At 33.3% G+C, this 23,256-nt stretch carries 17 protein-coding genes; 10 read left to right on the plus strand and 7 right to left on the minus strand.

Annotated features, from left to right (window positions below; all coding sequences use genetic code 11):
* Positions 1–478 precede the first annotated feature (478 nt).
* Both TERY_RS03015 and TERY_RS03020 read left to right on the plus strand, forming a co-directional pair.
* A complete protein-coding gene (locus TERY_RS03015) occupies positions 479–1,054 on the plus strand; it encodes a rhomboid family intramembrane serine protease (protein WP_011610471.1) in 576 nt (191 codons plus the stop codon).
* An 850-nt stretch (positions 1,055–1,904) separates the two neighbouring features.
* Positions 1,905–2,342: a DUF4079 family protein gene (locus tag TERY_RS03020; RefSeq protein WP_011610472.1), complete on the plus strand. Its 438-nt coding sequence runs from the start codon at positions 1,905–1,907 to the stop codon at positions 2,340–2,342.
* 413 nt (positions 2,343–2,755) lie between these two features.
* Here the strand turns inward: TERY_RS03020 and TERY_RS03025 are convergent, their stop codons facing one another.
* Positions 2,756–3,742: an NB-ARC domain-containing protein gene (locus tag TERY_RS03025; protein ID WP_047155664.1), complete on the minus strand. Its 987-nt coding sequence runs from the start codon at positions 3,740–3,742 to the stop codon at positions 2,756–2,758.
* 57 nt (positions 3,743–3,799) lie between these two features.
* Here TERY_RS03025 and TERY_RS03030 point away from each other — a divergent pair, with 57 nt between their 5' ends.
* Positions 3,800–4,084, plus strand: a complete 285-nt coding sequence (locus TERY_RS03030; protein ID WP_011610474.1) for a hypothetical protein — start codon at positions 3,800–3,802, stop codon at positions 4,082–4,084.
* Between the two features lie 997 nt (positions 4,085–5,081).
* Here the strand turns inward: TERY_RS03030 and TERY_RS03035 are convergent.
* Both TERY_RS03035 and TERY_RS34390 read right to left on the minus strand, forming a co-directional pair.
* Positions 5,082–6,047: a ribonuclease Z gene (locus tag TERY_RS03035; RefSeq protein WP_011610475.1), complete on the minus strand. Its 966-nt coding sequence runs from the start codon at positions 6,045–6,047 to the stop codon at positions 5,082–5,084.
* Between the two features lie 928 nt (positions 6,048–6,975).
* Positions 6,976–7,155: a hypothetical protein gene (locus TERY_RS34390; RefSeq protein WP_044136342.1), complete on the minus strand. Its 180-nt coding sequence runs from the start codon at positions 7,153–7,155 to the stop codon at positions 6,976–6,978.
* Positions 7,156–8,372: 1,217 nt separating this feature from the next.
* Between TERY_RS34390 and TERY_RS03050 the strand changes: the two genes are divergently transcribed.
* Positions 8,373–9,539 (plus strand): SpoIID/LytB domain-containing protein, encoded by a 1,167-nt coding sequence (locus TERY_RS03050; RefSeq protein ID WP_011610476.1) that lies wholly within the window; start codon positions 8,373–8,375, stop codon positions 9,537–9,539.
* Positions 9,540–9,733: 194 nt separating this feature from the next.
* On the opposite strand, the gene TERY_RS32210 is transcribed toward TERY_RS03050, so the two are convergent.
* Positions 9,734–9,883 (minus strand): hypothetical protein, encoded by a 150-nt coding sequence (locus TERY_RS32210; protein WP_155994279.1) that lies wholly within the window; start codon positions 9,881–9,883, stop codon positions 9,734–9,736.
* 568 nt (positions 9,884–10,451) lie between these two features.
* On the opposite strand from TERY_RS32210, the gene TERY_RS03055 reads away from it, so the two are divergent.
* Positions 10,452–10,679: a hypothetical protein gene (locus tag TERY_RS03055; RefSeq protein ID WP_044136344.1), complete on the plus strand. Its 228-nt coding sequence runs from the start codon at positions 10,452–10,454 to the stop codon at positions 10,677–10,679.
* Positions 10,680–10,711: 32 nt separating this feature from the next.
* Here TERY_RS03055 and TERY_RS03060 read toward each other — a convergent pair whose 3' ends face one another.
* Positions 10,712–12,061, minus strand: coding sequence for a hypothetical protein (locus TERY_RS03060; protein ID WP_011610477.1), 1,350 nt, complete (start codon positions 12,059–12,061; stop codon positions 10,712–10,714).
* A gap of 706 nt (positions 12,062–12,767) precedes the next feature.
* Here TERY_RS03060 and recN point away from each other — a divergent pair.
* From recN to TERY_RS03070, 3 genes are all read left to right on the plus strand, one after another.
* On the plus strand, positions 12,768–14,546 hold the full coding sequence (gene recN / locus TERY_RS03065; RefSeq protein WP_011610478.1) for a DNA repair protein RecN: 1,779 nt from the start codon (positions 12,768–12,770) through the stop codon (positions 14,544–14,546).
* A gap of 315 nt (positions 14,547–14,861) precedes the next feature.
* Positions 14,862–14,990, plus strand: a complete 129-nt coding sequence (locus tag TERY_RS34395) for a helix-turn-helix domain-containing protein (protein WP_196797207.1) — start codon at positions 14,862–14,864, stop codon at positions 14,988–14,990.
* Positions 14,991–15,370: 380 nt separating this feature from the next.
* Positions 15,371–15,619, plus strand: coding sequence for a hypothetical protein (locus tag TERY_RS03070; protein ID WP_155994280.1), 249 nt, complete (start codon positions 15,371–15,373; stop codon positions 15,617–15,619).
* 222 nt (positions 15,620–15,841) lie between these two features.
* On the opposite strand, the gene TERY_RS34400 is transcribed toward TERY_RS03070, so the two are convergent.
* The gene (locus TERY_RS34400; RefSeq protein WP_196797208.1) at positions 15,842–16,024 is read right to left on the minus strand and encodes a hypothetical protein; all 183 of its coding nucleotides are present in this window, start codon (positions 16,022–16,024) and stop codon (positions 15,842–15,844) included.
* 658 nt (positions 16,025–16,682) lie between these two features.
* On the opposite strand from TERY_RS34400, the gene TERY_RS03075 reads away from it, so the two are divergent.
* Both TERY_RS03075 and TERY_RS03080 read left to right on the plus strand, forming a co-directional pair.
* Positions 16,683–19,418 (plus strand): GAF domain-containing protein, encoded by a 2,736-nt coding sequence (locus TERY_RS03075; protein ID WP_011610480.1) that lies wholly within the window; start codon positions 16,683–16,685, stop codon positions 19,416–19,418.
* 58 nt (positions 19,419–19,476) lie between these two features.
* Positions 19,477–19,842 carry a hypothetical protein gene (locus tag TERY_RS03080; RefSeq protein ID WP_011610481.1) on the plus strand — a complete coding sequence of 122 codons (366 nt, stop codon included), beginning with the start codon at positions 19,477–19,479 and terminating at the stop codon, positions 19,840–19,842.
* Between the two features lie 1,978 nt (positions 19,843–21,820).
* Here TERY_RS03080 and TERY_RS03085 read toward each other — a convergent pair.
* Entirely contained in the window at positions 21,821–23,062 is a 1,242-nt protein-coding gene (locus TERY_RS03085) for a HetZ-related protein (RefSeq protein WP_011610482.1), read from the minus strand.
* Positions 23,063–23,256 lie beyond the last annotated feature (194 nt).

Here is a 23,256-nt window from a genome sequence, read left to right on the forward strand (position 1 = left end):
GATTAGGGAGTAGGGTTTTAGAATAAACATTAATCACGCTCTTTACTAATAAATCTCTACAGAAATTACTCTTACTGACTTATTACTTAATGATTAAAATCTTGAGAGAATATTGGAGGAAATCGTTATTATATCAGGTCTCATTAATTAGCTATAATAAATTGTCTAACTTGAGTAATATTTGGGTGATTTGTATTATTCAGACCAGAAGTTTATTTCTTGATAAATTAACAATATGATAGTTTAAAATATAGAGTTTTTTTTAAATGATATATAAATTTATATTCAAGTTTTTTTTGATCAAAGAATGTTGTATTAAATACTCAAAATTTATATTGTTAACCACTATTTAATGCTTTTTCCCTTGTTTTCTATTGCCAGAGTGCCTCAAACCTATTCTCTTTTTAATAGTACTCGGTTTTTATACTCCATATAAAAACTTTACATATTAACAAGATATAAACTATAACTAAAACAAATGAACAAATTATTTGAAAGATTGAATGCCCAGGTTACAATTTTGGGAAGCATTATTGCTATTCTTTGGATTGTACAAATTATTAATGCAGAACTTTTAGGAGGAAAACTGAATTATTATGGAGGAATTCATCCTCAAAGTTCTATTGGGATTACTAATATTTTTTCTGCTCCATTTTTGCATGGTAGTTATACTCACTTAATAGCTAATATTGTACCACTAATTACTCTGGGATGGTTAATCATGTTACGGGGATTTAGTGATTTTTTCTTCGTGAGTATTGTTACTATAATTATTAGTGGTCTAGGTATTTGGTGCTTTGGTTCTCCAGATTCTATTCATATCGGTGCTAGTGGATTAATTTTTGGTTATTTTGGTTTTTTATTACTCCGAAGTATATTTGACTTTAGCATTTTATCAGTTATATTTGCCTTGACTGCTGGTTTTCTTTACAGTGGTTTAATTTGGGGTATTTTACCTTCTGATCCTAATATATCCTGGGAGGCACACTTATTTGGTTTTCTCGGTGGGATATTTGCAGCTCAAATATTAGGGAAACGCAAAAGGAATAAGTAAGCATTTAGCTATTGGTAATTAACATTTTATTCTGAACAGAACCATAAATAAAATAAGTAAACACTGATTTACTTTGAGATAACTTACCCAAAAACTGAATTGATAGACAAAATTTCCTAATAGTAAAAAAACAATATCATAGCAATAAATTAGGTTTCCTGTTTGGCTTTATAAGCACTCTTACATTATTTGGAAGTACAAGGTTATGTGATAGGTATATCAAGTTATATTTCAGTTAAAAATTTTGGGAAAAAACCTAAAAAAAATAGTAATATCTATAGTTTTGAATGGGATAGATATTCAAGATTTTACAGTTGTTACTCCAATAAATTTGCTATACCAAAACTGAAAAAATAACGAGGTTTTGTGTTTGTAATTAGTAGCATTAGAAAACAAGGAACGTAGATATTTTGGATAAGGTGGTGTCTAGTCCATAAGAATAACTTCATAATTACATCATAGAAGTTCTAAATGACCTAGAATAATTATGCAAAAGTATACAAAATTCTCACATAATTAGAATTATTCTGTTTTGAATCCCTAGAAAATTATTCTGCTGTTATAAGAAGGAGATTATGGTCAAGTTTATTTATTTCAAAATTGATAAAGGGTCAATAAGTACCTCAGAAAAATTATTTAGCTCTTTTAATTATCTGTGCTTTTTAGAAGGTAAATAATTAAGCTTATATAAATGTGTAATTAACTTTCAACGACTACTTAATTGTTGATATTTATGTGTAATTAAACATATTTTTCCCAGTTCAAAAAAAATTATCCTTTTATGTGAAGGGGAAAAAAATCTTTGATGAAGTTCTGTTCTATCAAACTCTCTAATTAAAAGTAATTATATATGAATTTACCTTCTTTTCTGTGGCTTTGGAAAATAGCAGCTTGGTCTATGGGTTTTTCCCTGTTTACCTATTCATTATTAGCTGTAAGTGGCGGCTGGATGTTTTTTGCTCGCAACAACAAACAAAAACGCCCTAAATGGTTACGACCCTTTCATTATATTATCGGAGGAGTAATGGTATTTTTAGTAGTTTTATTACTGATAATTGGCTTAGTAGGGACTCTTGGCTATTATGGTAACTTAGGTCATTCTGCTCATTTACCTGCTGGTTTAATTGTTGTGACATTGGCGTTAGTTTCTGCCTGGAGTGGAACTCAAATTAATCCCAAAAAACCTTGGGTGCGATCGCTACATATCACAACTAATATTATCCTATTATTTAGTTTCACGACAGTATCTTTGACAGGTTGGAGCGTTGTGCAGAAATATTTACCTTGAAGTAAGTTTTATACAATAGCCTTTAGAGTCTTTGGATAGCTTTGTTAAGTATGATGAGAGAAAGATATTTAATTTTTCCATATACTAAATTTCTCTGTTTAATTAATATCATGTCTGCTTAATTAGTGATTAAAAAAAGTTTTTGCTCCTAATACCTTCTTTCTAACTCCTGAGTCTTGACTCCTCTCTAATTATCTATAACTATTTATCTAGATATGATATTTCTTATCCCCTAAAAAATTGAAAATAACTATATTTAAAAAAACTACAGACTATTATCAAATTCTCTTGAATAATTATTATGTAGTTGGGGGTGGGGAGTAGGGGAAATTGAAGATTTAAGTAATTATAGAATTATAAATAGATCATTATATAATTAGGTCTTATTTCTAAATTGTGATATTTTTTTTAAATCATACTATATTAAGCGTGAATTTATTCTCTGTATAATATTCTTTTAGTATAGATGGCAGACTGTAGAGATTTTCTTGTTTTTCGATCAGGGAACGACGACACAAAGATTGTAATATGTTGAGTAAAGCTGATGGCGACGTTTCTGTAGTTTCTAAAAGTTTCGCCAAACTAATAGGTTGATTTTTTGTGGCTAAAAGTGACAGAGTGTATTTTTCTGCTTGGGAAAGGCGATCGCATTGCTGTTGTAAGTTATCTTTCAAATATTCTGGCAATAAGATGATATCACTGGGCAATAACTCAATCAAACTTTCTTCCAATTCTTGAATTTGAGTCGCTACAATTTTTAACCATAGAGGGTTGCCTTGATAGAGATGAATGAGTTTTTCTGAATGTTCAATTTTTGCCAAACCATAATTTATGAGTATTTCTTTGGCGCTTTTGATATCTAAACCAGTCAGTTGCAAAATAGGAATGATAGTTTTCTTGCTTTTGAGTTGGAGCAGTTTAATGGGTTCCCAACCTATTAATAACAGGCAACTTTGATGAGATAGTTTTTCTATCTGTTGGAAAAAGTAGTCATATTCTTCGTATCCTGGTTTGTACTTTCCAGCTAACTCCCCACTGCTGAATAGGTTATGAATGTTATCCAAGACAACTAAACAGTGATGCTTCTGTAAATATTTGATTAAGTCTAAAGGTTTATGTCTGTTTTTGAGAAAATTTTGTGGTTGAGACTGGGAGAAAAACTCAATTAAGTCAGCTTGAAATTCGGCAAAATTGGAGGTTTTTTTGAGGCTGCGCCAAATTACATAGTCAAAATTATCTTTTATTTGTTGAATGAGTTTTACCGCTAATGTAGTTTTACCGATACCACTGATACCCGTGAGTGCAATGACGGGAAAGCATTTTTCTAAAATCCAGGTTTTCAGGGTGTAGATGAAACTCACACAAAATATCGACAAAACTGGAAGTTTTTGAGTAGGCAAAACATTAATTTATAGGCAATTATAGAAAGATGTCTAACATAGATCTAGAGTTAACTAATGTTAACAACTAATTTTATTCATTTAGCGATCGAGCCAGTCACAACTACAATGGCAATAATGTTTTTGGGAAAAGCCCTAGGGGTGTGTGGCGCTGGAGTAGGTGGAGGAACCCTTGGAAATGCTCTAAGTCAAAAATTTAAAAATAAGAATAAAAAAATTGATTGGGGTAAAGCAGCTTCAAAAGGTACAACAGTGGCCACGAGCGGTATATCACTTGTTAGCAGATTAGATGGTGTTATTTCACCTCAAAACCCGCAAGACGAAAACAAGCCTAGTAAATGATTGAAAACTATTTCTCATGAAGTCTGCTGTTACTTGTATTAGTAGACTTCTTCTCTTTAGTTTTTTACTCTTTTGACTACTTGAACTATGAGACTTCCCAAAAACGTACTTCCTTTTATTGTACTTGTCCTGATCGTCTTTATTGTTTGCCTGCTTTTGGCTCTCTTGCAAGGACTAGGCTAGAGGCTCTAGAAGTTATAGGTTTGATTAAGGGATAGGGTAACCAAACAAAGACCATTACTATATCTACAATTAGATTATGTTCGGTTTGGTTTCTCTACCCAACTATGCAGCAGAGCGCGATCGCGACCCTACAATAAAGTAGTATCAGAAGCTGTAGTTTGGGTTAAGCGAATGCGCAACCCAACAAAGACAATTACTATATCTATAATTAGATTATGTTAGGTTAGGTTTCTCCATATTAACTACATCAGTAGCGATCGCAACTCTACAATAAAGTTATATCACTATCACAAATAGATTAGGGTGTGTTCATCAGATCATCCTGATTTTTCCTTTGTGATGCTGAAGCTTTTCATATTTAGCTAAAACAAACCCTACTACTATATTTATAATTAGATTATGTTAGTTTTGCTTTCTCCACCCCACCTATATCAAAAAAAGCATCACTATCACAAATATAGTAGGGTGCGTTCATCAAATTTAACGCACCATAAATTGACATTTTCCCCGGCGACTCTGGAAAACAACTGAGCCGTAGTCTGATACAGGCTGATGTTTCATCGACTGCTCTTACCTTGACCCTAGCCTTATACAGATTTTCACATCCGTCTTTTGTCGCGGACTACCCATCCCCTACTAACTATTTCCACATCCGTCTTTTGTCGCGGACTACTCATCCCCTAAACTAAATTTATATAATAAAAACATAATATATTCAAAAAAAAACACCAAAAACTCGCCCTAGAAGGACGAGATTTTAACCCCAATTTTTTGGTAATTTCAAGTTTTTTAGGAGCTTCAGAAAATGAAAAGACTAAGATCTAGCTTTTGCTAGCAACTGTGAAACTTCATTCCATCTAGGAATCTCATAACTTAGAAAATCATAAGCCATATCAGTATTAGGAAAAATAGCCCGCGCCTCCTGCAGCAAATCATCCAACAAAACCGAATTTCCAGGAGCATACCTAGGACTAAAATGAGTCATCATCAAATGCTTAACACCTGCAGCTAAAGCCACCTGTGCCGCCATAGTTGAAGTAGAATGCAATCTTTGAAAGGCCATTTCAGCATCCTGATGAGAAAAAGTAGCCTCGTGAACAAGTAAATCTGCCCCCTGTGACAATTCCACAGCCCCATCACAAAACACAGTATCAGTACAATAAACAAACTTCCGGCCGACATGGGGTGCGCCACACAAATCAGCCCCATTAATTTTCCGCCCATCAGGCAAAGTAACAAACTCACCCTGTTTCAGCTTCCTATAGATAGGGCCAGGAGGAATCCCTAAAGCCTTTGCCTTTTCCACATTAAAATGTCCTGGTCGATCCTTTTCTGTTACCCGATAACCAAAAGCAGTAACCCGATGCTTCAAATAAGCACAACTAACAACATACTCATCATCCTCATAAATCACACCAGGCTTACTCTTATGAACTTTAATTGGATAAGCTAAATGAGTTTGAGAGTATCGAAGACCAGCTTGGAGATAATCCTCTAAAGCAGGTGGACCATATAAAGTAACACTTTTAACATTTCCCCCTAAACCACAACTAGCTAACAACCCCATCAAACCAAAAACATGGTCTCCATGCATGTGGGTAATAAAAATACGACTAAGTTGACTGACTTTAAGATCACTACGGAGAAACTGATGTTGAGTTCCTTCACCACAATCAAACAACCATAACTCAGCCCTTTGAGGTAAACGTAAAGCAATACTTGAAACATTACGTGATCGCGTTGGAACACCAGAACTAGTTCCTAGAAAAGTTATCTGCAAAATCTAAAACTTCCTCAATAAAGTAATGTACTCCTACGCCAACTTTACAATATGGGGTTACCTTCTCGTTTTCTAGTCCCGGTATGCCGTCGAACTCCACGAGGTTTTAAGAATAGTGTAATTATTTTCTTCATGTTAATAAAAAATAGGGGGAATGGCCCCATACTTCCAGAATAGCTTTTCTAAAATATTTTTCATATTTAAAGTTGGATCCGCTAAATTCTTAAAATTATAATCTCCATAGCTTGAGGCCGAAGAGTATTTCAAATTATTGTATCGTACTTATTCCGGCTTTGTCTTATTGATTTGTCAAAAGGATTTTGTCAATAACTTTTTGCGTTTTTTCCCCTCCTTGGGACAGCTATCTGGAATCATTGATCTCTGAAAACTTTGTGGGGAGAAAGCCCAGACCGTAGAGTGGGGGAACCAAAAATATGGGAGCTCAACAAAACTACTTAAGTCTTCAAAAAAATATATTTTATCAATGTATTTTATCAATGCACTTTTTTCTGGAAAAAGTATATTTAATACTTATGCATAAACTATCTATTTTGTCAAGTATAATCTTAAGAAAGATACTTATAAAAGAGAACTTTTTCTGCAGGTTAGTGGAGAGATCAAAGCCTTTAATAATAGAGTTGTTGGGAATTAAGCAAAAAAAATGGCTCAAATCCAAAAAAAGTTCAGGCGTAAGGGTGCTTTGCAGTATTTTAATCATGAAAAGCTTACTATATAAGGTTTTCATGATTTTAAAATTTCCCACACCTAAAAACTCTAATATTTTGAGTGACAACTACATTAATTCTCTCAAATTTGACACCCTCCCGACACTACTTTAGGGGCATACCTGGAGGGGTGACAGGTAAGACTAAAAAACTCACATAACATAGTTTACAGCTTTTATACATCTCTGATAATTGAGCCCTTTTTAAGACCAATTGGCCATCAATTCCTCTGCTTCTCCTGCAAACATGAACAAGAAATTTAACCAAGATTGACCTCTATTTCCTGTATAAAAATGGCTATGTCGTCGATATTTTCTTCCTTTTTCAGTTGGACAGTTTATATAATTTGCTACTCCTTTGTATAGAACGACAACAGCTCTCAAGTTTTATATATTTTGGCATTTGATTAGCCAGAGTTTCTCAACGTATCCATCGGTGTTCTTGAATTATAGTAATCAAAACTTTCAACATTAACCAAACATTGAATTTTAATTGACTTTTTAAATGTTTATGGTACAAGAAAGGTAATTTATTCATTTTTATTAAATTAGCCTTATTGACAATATCTAAGTTCATCTTTTTTGTTCATGTTTTGGTTAATCCCTAATACTGAAGGCTTTTTGACTTTTTTTTCACCCCCCAGAGGGCATAGTAAATATTCCCTATAATGACTAATACTGACTTTAGTCCTCGTACACCCCCCTCCTTTGATCTACTCTCTTGTGGTATTACAGTCGCTCCACATATTCATACCAATCGTATTTTAGAACAATATCTATACTTATGTTAATACCACAAGTCCAAGACAGTGGAAACTACTTTAGGGTAGTTCCATTGGCTTATAATTTATAGGTGATTTTTCTAGTATGTATACATAATTAGAACAACATTTAGAGCGGGGCAAATATCGGTCAATTTTGATTAACCTAAAACCATACCAATTTACTTTAGTACTACTCTTAAAAACTGATAAAACGTCTTGTTTTTTACATAAGGTAAACATAGCTGAAACTTGAGCAGATCCTACTTGTTTTTATTTCTCATACTAAGCTTAAGTTTTAGCAGCTCAAGCTTTATTGGAGATAACTCATTAGCAAAGCTTTGTCTGAGCAAAAATAAGCTAAAGTTCTTTACAATAACTTGTCCTGTTCTAGATTGACATTTTCCCTGGGAGTTAGGTGCAGGGGGAGTTATAACGAACCGAAGCCCGATGTAGGTTAACATTCCTTATACTGCTGCAATGAAAGTCGCAAGTAGGAAATTTTACCCCAGTCTTCTGCTAGCTTCCACTTCCAGTTTTTTTTTCAGACTGCCTGCCCGTAATTAATTAATCAATATAATCATGACATTGTTGTATTTAAAAAAAACAACTAAAAATTCTCCTGATGGACGATGTTCGATTAAAATACAAATTTTGTAACATGTTTTTCGAGCATTTATGGCTTACTATTTACTGCTTACTGATTAAATATATATATTCTGAGGATTATCTATTTATATTAAAACCAGCATTTTGATTGGTTTTCCCTTATGACGTGCCCTTACAGGAGATTAAGAGTCTTCAACCAACATTGAGATCAAATCAAAACATTAAACAAACATGAGTTCTGGATTACTATTTACTTTTTTTGTTACTCGTACTACTAAACTTTTAAAAGCCTATTGGTGGACATCTATTTTAGCATGGGTACTAATGATTACCCCTGCCCAAGGCTCCCTAATATTGCGAATTGCCATAATGGAAGGAGTTAAAGAAGTTAAAATAGGGAGTTCCACAAACGCAATAGTTAGAGATGGTTCCGGTAGGGAAATTGGGGAACTACAACCAACTAAAGGTTTTCTAGCAGAACTTCAATCAGGAAAAGTAGCTTTAGCCAACTGGATATCCGGTCAAATGTGGATCGAACCCAAAGCAGAAGGTTATGTATGGATAGGCGATCGCTGGTATCGAGGTCGCACCCATATTATTCCCCACAAAGGAGGTATCACTGCTATTAATTATGTCAACTTTGAAGAATATCTCTATAGTGTCATTGGAGCGGAAATGAATAGTAACTGGCCACAAGAAGCCCTCAAAGCTCAAGCTGTTGCTGCCAGGTCTTACGCTCTGAAGAAACGTCAAGAAAATAGTAACAATTTTTATGACCTAGGCGATAACCAATTCTGGCAAGTCTATCAAGGAATTAAAACAGAATCTCCAGGAACTTATGCTGCTGTTGATGCCACCCAAGGCCAAGTGCTTACTTACAATGGTGAAATTATTTTAGCTTTATTTCATTCATCCTCTGGAGGGCACACAGAAAATGTAGAAGATATTTGGTCAAACCCACTGCCCTACCTCCGAGCTGTTCCTGACTTTGATCAAGATGCCCCAGTTTATGAATGGACTAAATCATTCTCTCAAGCAGAACTAAGGCAACGAATCTCAGGAGTTGGAAATATTATTTCCATGACACCCCAGACTACTACTCCTCACGGTAGTGTTATTTCTATTAAAGTTTTAGGTGATGCAGGGGTTAAAACTCTTAAAGGCACAGATATTACAGCAGCTCTAGGTTTAAAAAGTACCAGATTTACTGTTAGTGGCAAAAAAACTGTTGCTCAACAAATTCCTACCAGTTTTCAAATTACTGGAAAAGGCTTTGGTCACGCTGTAGGAATGAGTCAATGGGGAGCCTACAGTTTAGCCAGGAATGGATATAACTACTACCAAATTTTATTGTACTATTACCAAGGGGTAACTTTAGCAAAAATTGACGTTCGATAAGATACTCCTCGCCAACTTTACGATATTTGGTGTAGGGTTGTTTCATCGTCCCGGCATATTATCAGACTTAACAAAACTCTAATAACGGAAGGCTCTAGTACCCTGTTTTTTGATATTTATTGCTCCATTTACATCTCAGTTTATTAATATGCTGTAATAGAGGCAAGAATTAATTTTATTTTTAAGTTGTTTCTTTACTTTTTCAGCAGATAAACTCTGGCCATTTCCGGCAAAAGCTTTTGTAGCAGTTTAACAGGAGAACTATTGAGACAGATCGTACTTAAAGCGTGCTTTTCACCAATTCCCCAAAGCGCTGTTCCAATCTCTCGGCATTGAATGACCATAGTGTAGACCTTTGAAATACTTCAAACCTCCTAAGTTTTGATCAACATGACTACCACAATTAGAACAATCTTGGCTAGTGCTTTGGGGACTCATGAGCTTTCGCCTTTTTATCCAGCACTTTCGACTTTGAAGTCAATACCCACTATGAAAAAGCAAATTATGATTTTAGTAAAAAAAACATTAATTTTGACTATATTCTCAAAATTTATTATATTATTAATCTTTTGAACTTGAAAGATACCTTTCTACTTATTTCTTTTTGCTTATTTCTTCTTCATTGGTAATAGTTTTTGTCATAAATATTAATCAATTATTTGGTATTACCAATATTATATTGATAAATAATTAGGCCTATTTCATTGACTTGATAACTGCTATATAAGATTTAGAGTTTCACATATTAATTAAATAGATTATAAATAAATTAAGCAGTCTCAAACCCAAGGTTCTATTAGGCATAAAAAACCTGATAGATAATAAAAGGCCGGCTAATTGCTAGAAAATTATATCAGCCCTCACATCTCTTAAAAATTATCTTAGAAATAGTTCCATATTTTTATATAACAAATGCAAAAGTGGGAATATCTATTAGCAGAAGCAAGCCCTTATCCTTTTGGAGATAAGCTGATTAGTATATATATAAATGGTCAAGAATGGCGAGAATGGAAAAATCAAACATTATACGAATTCGTTAATTATTTGGGTGATCAAGGATGGGAATTAGTCACTTTTAGTCATAACTCAAAATCTGATAATAATTACCTCATATTTAAACGCCCGAAAATTACAATGTAAATTATGAATGCTTCACAACTTTTACTAATATTTTAAACATCTGATTGATTCAATCTTTTTTGCCATTCAGCATCAATTTTATCTGTCTGTTCAGCTTCCTGTTCTAGGATATTCTTTTCCGTTGTATAGGCCAAATCTTGATTACTAATAATTGTTTCTTTTGCAAATTCTCTAGCATAATCAATTTTCCGAATTAACAGATTACTAGCTTGGTTTAAAGCAATAGTTCTGTTTTTTCTTTGTTGATTTCTTTTCTCAACTTTACCATTACGCCATTGTACCCAAAAATAACGAATGAATGGTAATACTAGAAAACTAATACCATAAGCTAGTAGCACAGGATAAATAACTTCAACAAAATTAATAATCCACCCAATCTGCTCTATCATTCTATCATCTTCTAACAATGAACCTAAAACTAAAGCACCAATAAAATTAACAGCACCTAATCCAATTGCCAACATAATTTGATTAGAATTGGCTTTACTAAAACGCAATTTTTTTTCTATTAAATAAGTAGAAACAGGTTCAAAATGCCATTGTTTTGCTGTTGTTTGTAAATCAGGAAAATGATAAACAATTTGACCATCAGGACTAACTTCTGGTCGACCATTAAAACGAATTAATACTGGTAAAATATACTCTTCATATTCTACAGCATATTCTTTCCCTAAATCATCTAAATAAGGAGCAATTTGTTCGGCAACTACTGCACCTTGATTATTTTTAATTACAGTAGCGATCGCCTGCCAACGTTGCTCATCTAAATTGTAATTAGGGTTCCCGTCTCCAAAGAGAAAAGAAAATATAGCCTCCAAAAAATTCATTTCATTTTCTTTTTTTGGAATAAAAGATTTATTTGTTTTTCTTTGATTTTTACGTTGATATCTATAGGGTTGATCGTAGTATCCCCAATCAAACAACCACAACCAATAAGGATTAAATCCAAACCGCGGAAAAAATCCCATACTAGCGCCCGAATTATTTTCCCCTTCACATGAGTCATTTTGTTCACTACTAGAGTTAATTGAAATAACAATGATGGCAATAGCAACCATTATAATTATTATAGAAAGTATCAATAAAAATCCGAAAGAAACTCTAATTAAATAAAACAATATTCGCCAAACTTTTTCCCACCATTCTCTCAATCTTAAGCGCCAGAATTTATTGCGTAAAATACTTCTAAAATTATTGGGAAATAAATAAGCAATTTCTCCTGATTCTGATACTTGTAAATGACCACCAGCATCTGTAGCTAAAGCTAATAATGCTTGTTCTGCGACTTTAATATCTAATCCAGCTTGAGCTGCTACATCCCCTAAAGTAACACGGTAGTCCAGATTCTCCACAGCTGTCATTATTGCAGGATTTGGAGTCATAACATTACCTCAAACTTAATTGACCTATTTTAAATTATAAGTAAATATGTCAAAGTATCCAATATTCATCTGGATATTGTCTACAATATGATCAATTGTAAGTGGATTGAGTTTTCTATAAAATAGTAATGGAGATTCGCCCGCAGCTAATTTATAGTCGAAAAGTTGGTTATGGGTTATTTTTATTTTTTTTATACAAACCTTTGTTTATATCTACTTACTTACTTGAATGAGACTATAAACTTAAGTCCCTAAATAGGCTAATATACTACTATAAAAAAAATGTCAAAATTGCTCACAAAATATTTTCATCTTGTACACATATATCACATATTTGCATAGCATTACATAGTATTATAAAACTTATATGAGTGATACTTAGCAAACAAATAATTTCAGTATTTGATAATATATAAAACCTATTTAATTTTCAATATTTTTCTATATTTATCACATGACATTTTGCCAAAAATATAATTTTTTTTTAATTATAAGAAAATCAAGCATAACCTTAATTGGTAATTTTTATGTATATATAATAATTATAATTTTATTTTGAATGCATCCAGAAAAATTGGGGATTCAAACTATACACTCAAAAATAATTTTTGACTTTTGACCTAACTCACTTCAAGCAATTGAAGAAGAATAAAAGTCAAGAGCAAATATTGAATCTGATCTTATTCCCTATTCCTTCCTTGAATAAATGCTTATATCTCTTCGCATTAATAACTTTGCCCTCATAGACCATCTCGAACTAAAATTAGGTTCCGGTCTAAATGTCTTCACAGGTGAAACAGGTGCCGGAAAGTCCATTATCTTAGATGCTCTTAATGCTGCCCTAGGTGCTAAGATAGACCGTCGTATTATCAGAACAGGAACTAGACGAGCTATTTTAGAAGCAACCTTTAAAATTAATCCAGATCTAGCTGAATGGTTAAGAGGTCAAGAAATAGATCCGGTAGATGATACATTAGTAATTTGTAGTCGCGAAATTATTGTAACTCAAGACTCCCTGCGCACAAGGTCTCGTGTAAATGGGGTTCTAGTTAACCGGAAAATAATAGACCAACTTCGCGATCGCTTAGTAGAGATTACAGCTCAAGGCCAGACTTTACAATTGGGAAATACTAATCTGCAAAGAGAATGGCTTGATTTATATGGTGGTTATTCCCTACTCAAATGTCGAGAAGCCGTAAATATTAGCTATCAAAAAGCTCAAAAAACCAAAGTAGCGTTAGAAAACCGTCGCCAGTCAGAGCAGCAACGTTTACAAAGAATAGACTTATTAGAATACCAGGTACAAGAATTAGATAAAGCTAATCTTACTGAGCCTCAAGAATTAGAGCAACTAATACAAGAAAGTCAACGCCTTAGTCATGTAGTTGAACTGCAACATCAAAGTTATCAAATATATCAAGCTTTATATCAAAATGAAGGTGATAATTCAGCAGCAGCAGATCTTTTAGGAAAAGCAGAAACAATATTAAATGATATGGTAAACTACGACTGCACATTACAATCAATATCAGAAATGATTAGTGAAGCTCTAGCTCAAGTTGTTGAAGCTAGCCGACAAATTAGCAGTTATGGTGAGCAATTAGAAGCAGATCCTCAAAGATTACAGGATGTAGAAGAAAGAATTCAAGAACTTAAACAAATTTGTCGTAAGTATGGACCCACTCTAGAAGAAGGCATTAATTATTATCACAGAATACAAGCAGAACTTAAAGAACTACTTGAAGGAGGAGAGTCCCTTGAAGCACTAGAAAAAGTATATCAAGAAGATCAGATTGAATTACAAAATAAATGTCACGAACTTAGTTTGCAACGCCATAGTGCTGCTGCTAAATTGGAAACACATTTGGTAGAAGAATTAAAGCCCCTTGCTATGGAGAAAGTGAAATTTAAGGTACAAATTACTTCTATTACTCCGACAATTACAGGTGCTGACCACCTTACATTTTGTTTTAGTTCTAATCCTGGTGAACCACTACAACCTCTAAATTTAACTGCTTCTGGAGGAGAAATGAGTCGGTTTTTATTAGCACTGAAAGCTTGTTTTTCTCAAATTGAAGCATCAGATACTCTAGTTTTTGATGAAATAGATGTAGGAGTTTCAGGAAGAGTAGCAGGAGCTATTTCAGAAAAGTTACACCAACTTAGTCGCCAACATCAAGTTCTATGTGTAACTCACCAACCTATAGTTGCTGCAATGGCAGACCATCATTTTAATGTTAGCAAGCAAGTAATTCAGCAAGTAGCTAATGTTGATTCAAATGATCACAATTCTGAGGAGAGAACAATAGTTAGAGTGAAAAGCCTGGATAATTATCAACGACGAGAAGAGCTCGCACAATTAGCTAGTGGTAGATCAGTTCAAGAAGCTATTGCTTTTGCAGAATCTCTTTTAACTCAAGCCGCAACTAAACGCGAGAAAAATTCGATTACTCCTATTTCTAGTTCCAGTTTTGGAGGTGAATAGTAAATCTTTGACATCCTACTGATATTGCCCTTAAGTGACAAAACATAATCCCTGAACCTCACGGTGAGGGACACTCCTCTGAAGGAGGCTAATGGTTTATGTTTTATCGCACAAAAAACCAAGACTAAACCTATTTGTAATTTAATCGTCACTCCACAGACTAATACTGCTACTCCCTTCCTGCTAGAAAATTACCTATTATTTAACATATGTTATTACATAATAGGTAATAAGGGATGAATCATGATTAAATCTTTAGGGAATAAAACTTTTAGGTTAGGCGATCGCTAATTAAATTTAGAATTGTGGCCATAATTGTACTACAAGTGTCAACAAGAATATTTAAGGAAAAGATTCTTGGCAATTCAATACTTGTATGAAGGAAAAACTAGAACAGAAGTATCAGATTTATTAGATTGTCATTATCAAACTTTATCTACTTGAATAGATTAATTTTTAGAAGGAGGATTAAAGAATTTAGTAGCACCAATCACTCACCAAGTATCATTAAGATTAAAGATAGAGCAGAAACAGGAATTAAAAAGAATGATACTGGAAGAATTGCCTAGAGATTATGGGGTAGATAGAAACAAATGGAGCTGGTAAAATTATTAGTAATGTTATTTAATTAAGATAGGGAGTAAAACTGAAAATAATGAGAATATATGAAGTTTTAAATGCATTAAATTTATCAGTCAAAAAGCCCATATAAATTATGCTAATGCCAGCCAAGAACAGCAAAAAACATTTATTTTAAGTCTAAAAAAAATTGGCATCTAAAAAAGAGAAAGAAAAAATAGTATTTTTTGATGAATTTGTTGTTTATGAGCGCTCAAGTATTTTTTACAGATGGGCAGAAAAAAAATACAGCTCCCGAAGTACCCAGTAATGAGAAGGGAGGTAAAAATAAATTGAATGGAATGATTTCAGTTGATGCCTTTACAGCTCAAGAGTATTTAAAATTCAAAGAAAAATCTAAAACAGAGGAAGTTTCGGATGACTTTTTACAATTAACTCAAGATTTTTTAACAGAAGGATTTGATAAATTGACTATTATTTTAGCTCTGGACTAGACAGATAAAAATAAAATGAAATTTTAATTGAAATTTCATCTCATTAATGCTCAAATATTCAGATAAAATTGTTGTAGATTTTATTCATACTCCAACATATTCTCCTAATTTTAATTGAGTTGAATATATTATTCATCTTTTAAGACTTAAACTGTTAAATCACTTTTCCTGGGATGTAAATATTCAACAAGTTTAAGGGTATATTAGAAAAAATTTTCCAATTTAATCAACTTCAGACAACTGAACAAGTCCAAAATCTAACTCGGTATATTTGTACTTTAGCGTAGCTAGATTAAAGTAGAAATAAGTACCAATAATTGTTCTGGTAAATATTCTTTTTGGGGTTTGTATTATAGTTTTTGCCATAATTGAGTATCTAAGATCGCGATCGCTAGATTGAACCATTCTATCAGATAAAGGTTTTATCGTTTTGCTGCTCTAATTAGCTTTTGTAATGTTTATACTACATGATAGGTAATCTTCTAGCGGGAAAGGAGTAGTGCGGATATTACTGGTTATTTTGGGAATAATGATTAGGGATTGAGTAAAAATATATCAAAAATAACCTCTAAATCTTATATATTAATGGTTTAACCTCTAACAAACAAGTTAGTTAAGTCAGATATTTAAGGTTTTACCCATTTTTAGCTTATTACCGTATTTTTCTTTTCCCTTTTAGATTAACTTCTATTGATTTATGCCCTCTAAAAATTGGTAATTTACCTTGAAAAAGCAAAAAAAACCTTAATAGATGAAATAAATTATTCTTCATTAAGAACAAAAAAATTAAATCTAAGTATCTATAGATACTTTTGTTGCCATTAATGAGAAAGTAGGGTAGAAGCCCATTATTTTGATAAATACATAAGAATAAGTTATGAAAACTGAACCAATGAAAATTACTTGTTATGTTAAACTATAGTATAGTTTTTTATAGAAGCTTTAAAAGCCTTAAGTTCTTAATATTAATTAACAAATGGAGTGAAAATTATATAAAAATCTTAATTTTGCAGACAAAAAATAGCATCCAATGTCAATACTTATATCAATTAATTAAAACGTTATGACATCTACATCTTCAAATCAAATAGCAAAAGAAGATAAAATTCCAATAGAAGTGAAAGTAGTTGTAGAGGGTAGTAGCCATGATGTTTCTCTCCCTCAAGATAATTCTGGTTATAAAAATTCTCAAATTAATAGCAGTAATGGAGATAATTCTCAAAGTAAATCAACAGTTAACGAAAATAGTGCATTAGTTCATTCTGGTTCTGGGGCTAATTTTTCAGAATTTCTGGCTCCTTTAACAAAAGATACTTTTGTTGGAGTTGTTAAAGATGTTGAAGAAAAACTAAAGACAGTGAATCAAACCCTTGGGATGCTCAATAATTTGTTAGAAGCTCAAGGATTTGATGCTATTCTCCATGAAATGTTACGTTCAATTACTCTCAAAACAGGAGAATTATTGAATGCAGACCGAACAACAATTTGGTTATTAGATGAAGAAAAGAATGAACTTTGGTCAACAGTTGCTCAAGGAGCTAATGGAAAACCATTAGAGTTAAGAATTCCAGCCAATGAGGGAATAGCTGGCGAATCAGCTCAAGCAAAAAAAGTCATTAACATACCTTATGATTTTTATGATGATCCCCGTTCAGCGAGTGCGAAAAAACTCGACAAACAAAACGGATATCGAACTTACACTATGGTAGTACTGCCATTATTAAAAGAAGAAACTGGAGATTTAATTGCAGTTGTTCAACTTCTAAATAAGTTAAAACAAGATGTAGAAAAATATGAACTCTTAGAAGACAAAATAGATGTCAATGGATTTACCGAAGAAGATGAAAGAGTATTTAATGAATTTGCTCCTTCTATTAGTCTCATACTAGAATCTTCTAAATCATTTTATGCAGCCACCCAAAGACAAAGGGCAGCAGAAGCTTTAATGAAAGCTGTAGACTCCCTTAGCAAAAGTAGCCTAGACTTAGAAGATACCCTAGACAAAGTCATGTATCAGGCCCGGGAACTGATGAATGCAGATCGTAGTACCATCTGGCTTATAGATAACGATAAAAATCAACTCTGGACAAAAATCTTAATTGATGGTAAGCGAACCGAAATCCGAATAGATAAAAACCAAGGTTTCGTTGGTATGGTTGCCACGTCTGGTGAAACACTACTAATTCCTTTTGATGTTTATAAAGATTCTCGTTCAGTTACAGCCAAAGAAACAGACGAAAAAACAGGTTATCGTACCTGCAGTCTATTGTGTATGCCTGTTTTTAATGATAATAATGAACTAATTGGTGTGACTCAGTTGGTTAATAAAAAGAAACAAGGAGAGTATCCAGCTTATAACCCCGCTAATTGGCCTAATGCACCAGAACAATGGAAAGCTAGTTTTAATCGTGATGATTTAGAGTTTATGAAGGCTTTTAATATTCAAGCAGGGGTAGCTCTTCAAAACGCGAAATTATTTGATACAGTCAAACAAGAACAACAAAGGCAAAAGGATATTTTGCGCAGTCTGTCCAATGGAGTAATATCTACTGACAAAAAAGGTCAAGTCATTGCTACAAATGAAAGCGCTAGAGATTTACTAGGTATTAGTTATACAGATATACTAGAAGGTAAATCTGTAAAAGATTTGGTTCGCCTTAAAGAAGGTGAATTTTCTAAATGGTTAGATGTAGCACTTTCCCCTAATGAGAGTAAAGAGTACCAGCAGTATTACCCAGATCAAACTTTATTGCCTCAAGGAGATTTACCTCCTCAAAGTATTAATTTGTCAATTAACTCAATGATTGATGTTTTGGAACCGGAGAGGGTGAATGGTGTGTTGATAGTGATGGAAGATATAACAGGAGAAAAGCAAGTTAAAAATTTGATGTATCGTTACATGACACCAAAAGTCGCAGAACAATTATTAGCAAGTGGTGACACTGGTTTAGGAGGTAAACTTCAACAGGTTTCTGTACTTTTCAGTGATATTCGTAGTTACACTACTTTGACAGAAAACATGAGTGCTGAACAAGTGGTCAGTTTGTTAAATGAATATTTTGAAGAAATGGTAGATGTTGTTTTCAAATACAAAGGCACTCTTGATAAATATATAGGAGATGCGATAATGGCAGTCTTTGGATCTCCAGCTCCGTTAGAAGATCATCCTTTATATGCCATGCAAACTGCTGTAGAAATGCGCCAACGCTTGCAGCTGTTTAATAAAGATCGTCTAGCTAAGGATAAAAAGGCCATCAGTATTGGTATAGGGATTCACTCAGACGAAGTAGTTAGTGGTAATATTGGCTCTAGTAAACGTATGGAGCTAACTTCTATTGGAGATGGTGTTAACCTGGCCTCTCGCCTTGAAGGTACAAGTAAACAGTATGGTACAGATTTGATTATTAGTGATAATACTTATCAACCTTACAAAGAATTGCTTTGGGTTCGGGAGCTAGACTTAATTACTGTGAAGGGAAAAAGTAAACCTGTCAAAATATATGAACTTTTGGGCTTTAAGGAAGGTGATCTCAAACAAGAATTGACTGACAAACAACATCAGATTGTTGGTCACTATCATCAAGGACGGGAGTATTATTTGAGGCCATCCAAAGAGAAAAACTTAACAGATAATTCTATTAAAGAAGCTTTTGCACTTGCTGAAGCTGAATTTAGAGAAGTTCTGAATATTGACCCAAAGAATAAAGCAGCCAAGTTACACGTTGGTCGTTGTCAGCTATTTCAGGCCGAACTTCCTTCAAAAGATTGGGATGGGGTCTGGCAATTAACTGAAAAGTAAAAATTTCCCTCTCAAAAAAATGTTACTTCTCATATTTTGAAACAAATTAGCACTAGTTATGAATAATTTAAATTCCCATTACTCAGATACTGACTGGATAGAGAAAGTTCATCAATTGTTGCTTGAGATTGCTCGTGCTTCTGTTTCAGATCAACCATTACTACCAGAAAATGTTGCTGAAAGAGCTCTACCACTGGCCAATAAAGCTAAAAGTATCCAAGAAAAAGCTGATAGTCTAATTATTCCTTCAGATTCCCTAGAATGGGTGGGAAAGGTACGTCAACTTTTGTTGGATTTATCTCGTGCTTCCTTAGCAGATATACCAAGACTACCTGTAGATATTGCGGAAAGCTCTTTGACTCTGGCAAAAACAGCTAAAGAGATTAAAGACAAAGTTGCTGACAAAAATCGTAGTTGTCAATAATTCAAATAATGGTGAACTTAAAGACAGCATCTATATCAAATTTGTACTACGGTTGATAATTTTAAGTTTTTTAGAAATTTCCTAAATATGGAATCATATACTCAACCTGCCAGTTACTGAGATGATCAACCTCTTGAATGGATTATTTTATGAACGACAATGTCTGTATGAACATTAGTATTATTTTTATTAGTCATTATTTATTATTTTAAGAGTAAGATTAACTTCATTTCTCAAACTTCTTATGAATTATCTGGCTATGAATGATTTCTAACTAAATTTCTAAGAACTTTACTTAAAATTTCTATAATATTTTGTCAATACTCCTTTTCTTTATAAGGTTAATAATTAAACTACAATCATGTATTTATCCATAAATATCAAGTAAATTGATGTAGAAATTTGATAATTTTTTTAATCCCAAAAAATTTATAAAATATTTTGTTTAAATCATGGTAAATATAGTGGAATTACTACCTTATAAAAGAAATCAAAAATATTGACAAGCTTATATATATTGGAATGATTTAGATATTGATATCATATCTCTCTGAATACCCACAATAAAAATTGTTGAAGTCCTGAATAAAAAATTCAATAAATGGAAAGTATAGAGAATATTAAAGAGTAATGTAAAAATAGCTTTAACAATTTTTATATTTATTTATTACCTATATAACCTAAGTAAGTAGGTTTAATAATCAATGCAATAGCAAGAAAAACTTAAAACACTGAAAACTTTTTGAGGAGTTTCTTTTATACTCTTTTTCATATTTTTTATTTTAATCTTTATTCATGCTGACCTACTTAGAATTTGCTGATTAACTCTAAAAAACTTACATAGTCATAATTTAAGGCATTTATAATCATAAATTGTACCTGATTTTCAGCTACAATAGATAAAAAACTAAGTCTCTATACTGCACTCACCATGTACAAAAAAGTAGGCCAGCGTGAAACTCTACCAGAAAATTTTGAACTACCGTTTAATGACAAATTACCCCCAGAAAATCCTTGGTTAGTGATGGCTAGTTTAATTTAATGGTCGGAATTTGGAGATAAATATGCAGTTAATTTCTCTATAGGGCGTTGCATATTTGTAGGATGAATGATAAGTCGAGAGATAGGGAATAAAAGGGAAAAAGTATAAAATCTCCAGAGTGCTAATCCCAACATATTCGTAAAAATGCTAAGAAACGCGAGAAGCAAAATCACATTTGTGTCAATACTCTTAAAAGAGGCTTTTTCTCTTTTTTGTACTTTTTTGCAGAAAAAACTGTTCTGGCGGTGTGTTCAATCATTTCAAATTATAGTTAAATAAAAGATAATAATAAAAAGTTATTTTGAGTTTTTTATTGAATAAAAAATCAACTATTTTCAGGTTGATGCAGTTAGATAATGCAAACGTCATCAATCATTACCCAAGTATTAGTTTATGGAGCTTATATATCAGCACAAGTGTTATGAAAAAGCTATCCAGCTAGGGGTAAAACGACGATTGAGCAACGAAAAGATGCAGTCTAACATGGTAGCATGGGAACAATAAAGAAACTCCCTATTGTAGAGATGAAAACTTGAGGCGGTTCTGGCAAGCTGGATGAACATAAATGTAAACGTAAAAGTAATTGCTATTGATGCCTTAACTTTAGTATAGTTTGATTTGTTATCAAGCTTATAATATTTCCAGACGTTAGCAAGGGTGAGTACCGAAGTGTTGGCGGAGCAAGTCTGATAGCTGTATTGCTCTGAGATAAATCCTTACGAATAAATTGAATGAAACTTTGAGTTGTCAATAATAAATTTATTTAGTCCGGGTGAGCGAGTTGCACCTCAGAAAGTGCCAACCTTTCAGAATCAGCGTTCGTATCATTTTTTTTCTAAATGATAAAAAAAAGAGAGCAAATAGCCAATTAATTCAAAGGATAGGCGATCGCAAACATTCAGAATACAAATGCCCACCCCTTATTTAAACTTGGTCTTAGCTGTTATTTCTATTGCGAAAGCCCCAAGCCATTTCCAAAAGTTTAGCCCAATGCTTCTGTAACTTTTTAGGAGTACATTTGATAGCAGTAGCAATCGCTTTTTCATCTTCACCTTTTCGCTTAAGTTGTAAAATTTGCTGCTCCTCAGTTGAAAGTGTAACTAAGAAAGCATCCCATTGCTCAGTAGTCATACCTAATTTTTGGTCGATATCAGCACCTAACCACTGATGCACTAGCTGCCAATTTTGAGAACGAGCAAACTTTTCCACATGATACTTAAAACGCTGCTGTAAATAATCCCGTTGGCGAGAAGTTATACCCAACTTTTGATCAATATCAGATGCTTGATAATCTTGTAGTCTTAAGCGCAGATAATCAATACATTGCTCTTGACCAGCCGCGCTCAAGTAATTAATCAATTCAGAAACCACGCGATCGCGTAATACAGCTTCAGCGGGGTCAACAGTTTCAGAAACCATTTGTTCTCTAACTTGTTGTACTGCATAAGAACGACTAAAACTTTCTGCCTCTTCACCTTTGGGAGACTCAACCGCCATTTCAATATCAAGAGCAGTTTCAGGAGGTTGACCTTTTGCAAAACCCTGCGCTCTGAGCACAATTAATCTCTGACGATTTCTACCAGGCAAACCGATTTGACGTTTAGCATACTGCTCAGTAAACGCCATATACTCTGCCAATTCTAACTTAAATTTAGGAGTATAATCTTGCTCTAGAACGTGTTCTCTGCGGAAAGCTCGTAGAGACTCAATATAAAACCCTTGTAAAAAATCCTCAATTAGGTTATAGCGACCTTGGAAATTTAACTGTGTTGCCAAAGAAGCAATATGACGATAAACTATAGAAGCTAACAGAGAGTGTAATTCTACTCGACCTTGTTTAGAACCGAGTTTGTAATATTGTAAGCACTTTTGCCAGCGATGACGGGCTAAACTAAGTTGCCAAGAACGAACTTCACCAGAATTTTGAATCCGATGACTTTTAAAGCAAACTCGTTCTACTTCTTTAGCTATACGTAAAGCAACAGTTTCAGCCTTTGCCGGTTTAGTTTTGGCAGCGCCTTGCAATTCTTTTAAGACTACAGCAGCTAAAGTTTCAACATCCATTGCGAGTAAATTATTTGCTGTAGTTTGATCTTCAACTTGGATATTACTAACTTCTAGAGCAGTAGTAGAGTTGTTGGTTAGGGAGTTAAAAGAGTAAGTAGTCTTAAGAGTCATTTTATTTTATCTTTTGAAAAAGCAACCTAAGTTTACAAAATAGTAGAGTTTTTGATATTGATTGAAATCTATGTGATTTGTTCCTTGCCTCTACATTTATAACTATAGGAAAGCTCACCCAACTATTTCCAAAGGAAAGTTCCACTTTTATAATGTGGTTTTATTACTCATAATGAATTCTTGAAGTTCACGAT

The sequence above is a fragment of the Trichodesmium erythraeum IMS101 genome (assembly GCF_000014265.1).
Taxonomy (GTDB): Bacteria; Cyanobacteriota; Cyanobacteriia; order Cyanobacteriales; family Microcoleaceae; genus Trichodesmium; species Trichodesmium erythraeum.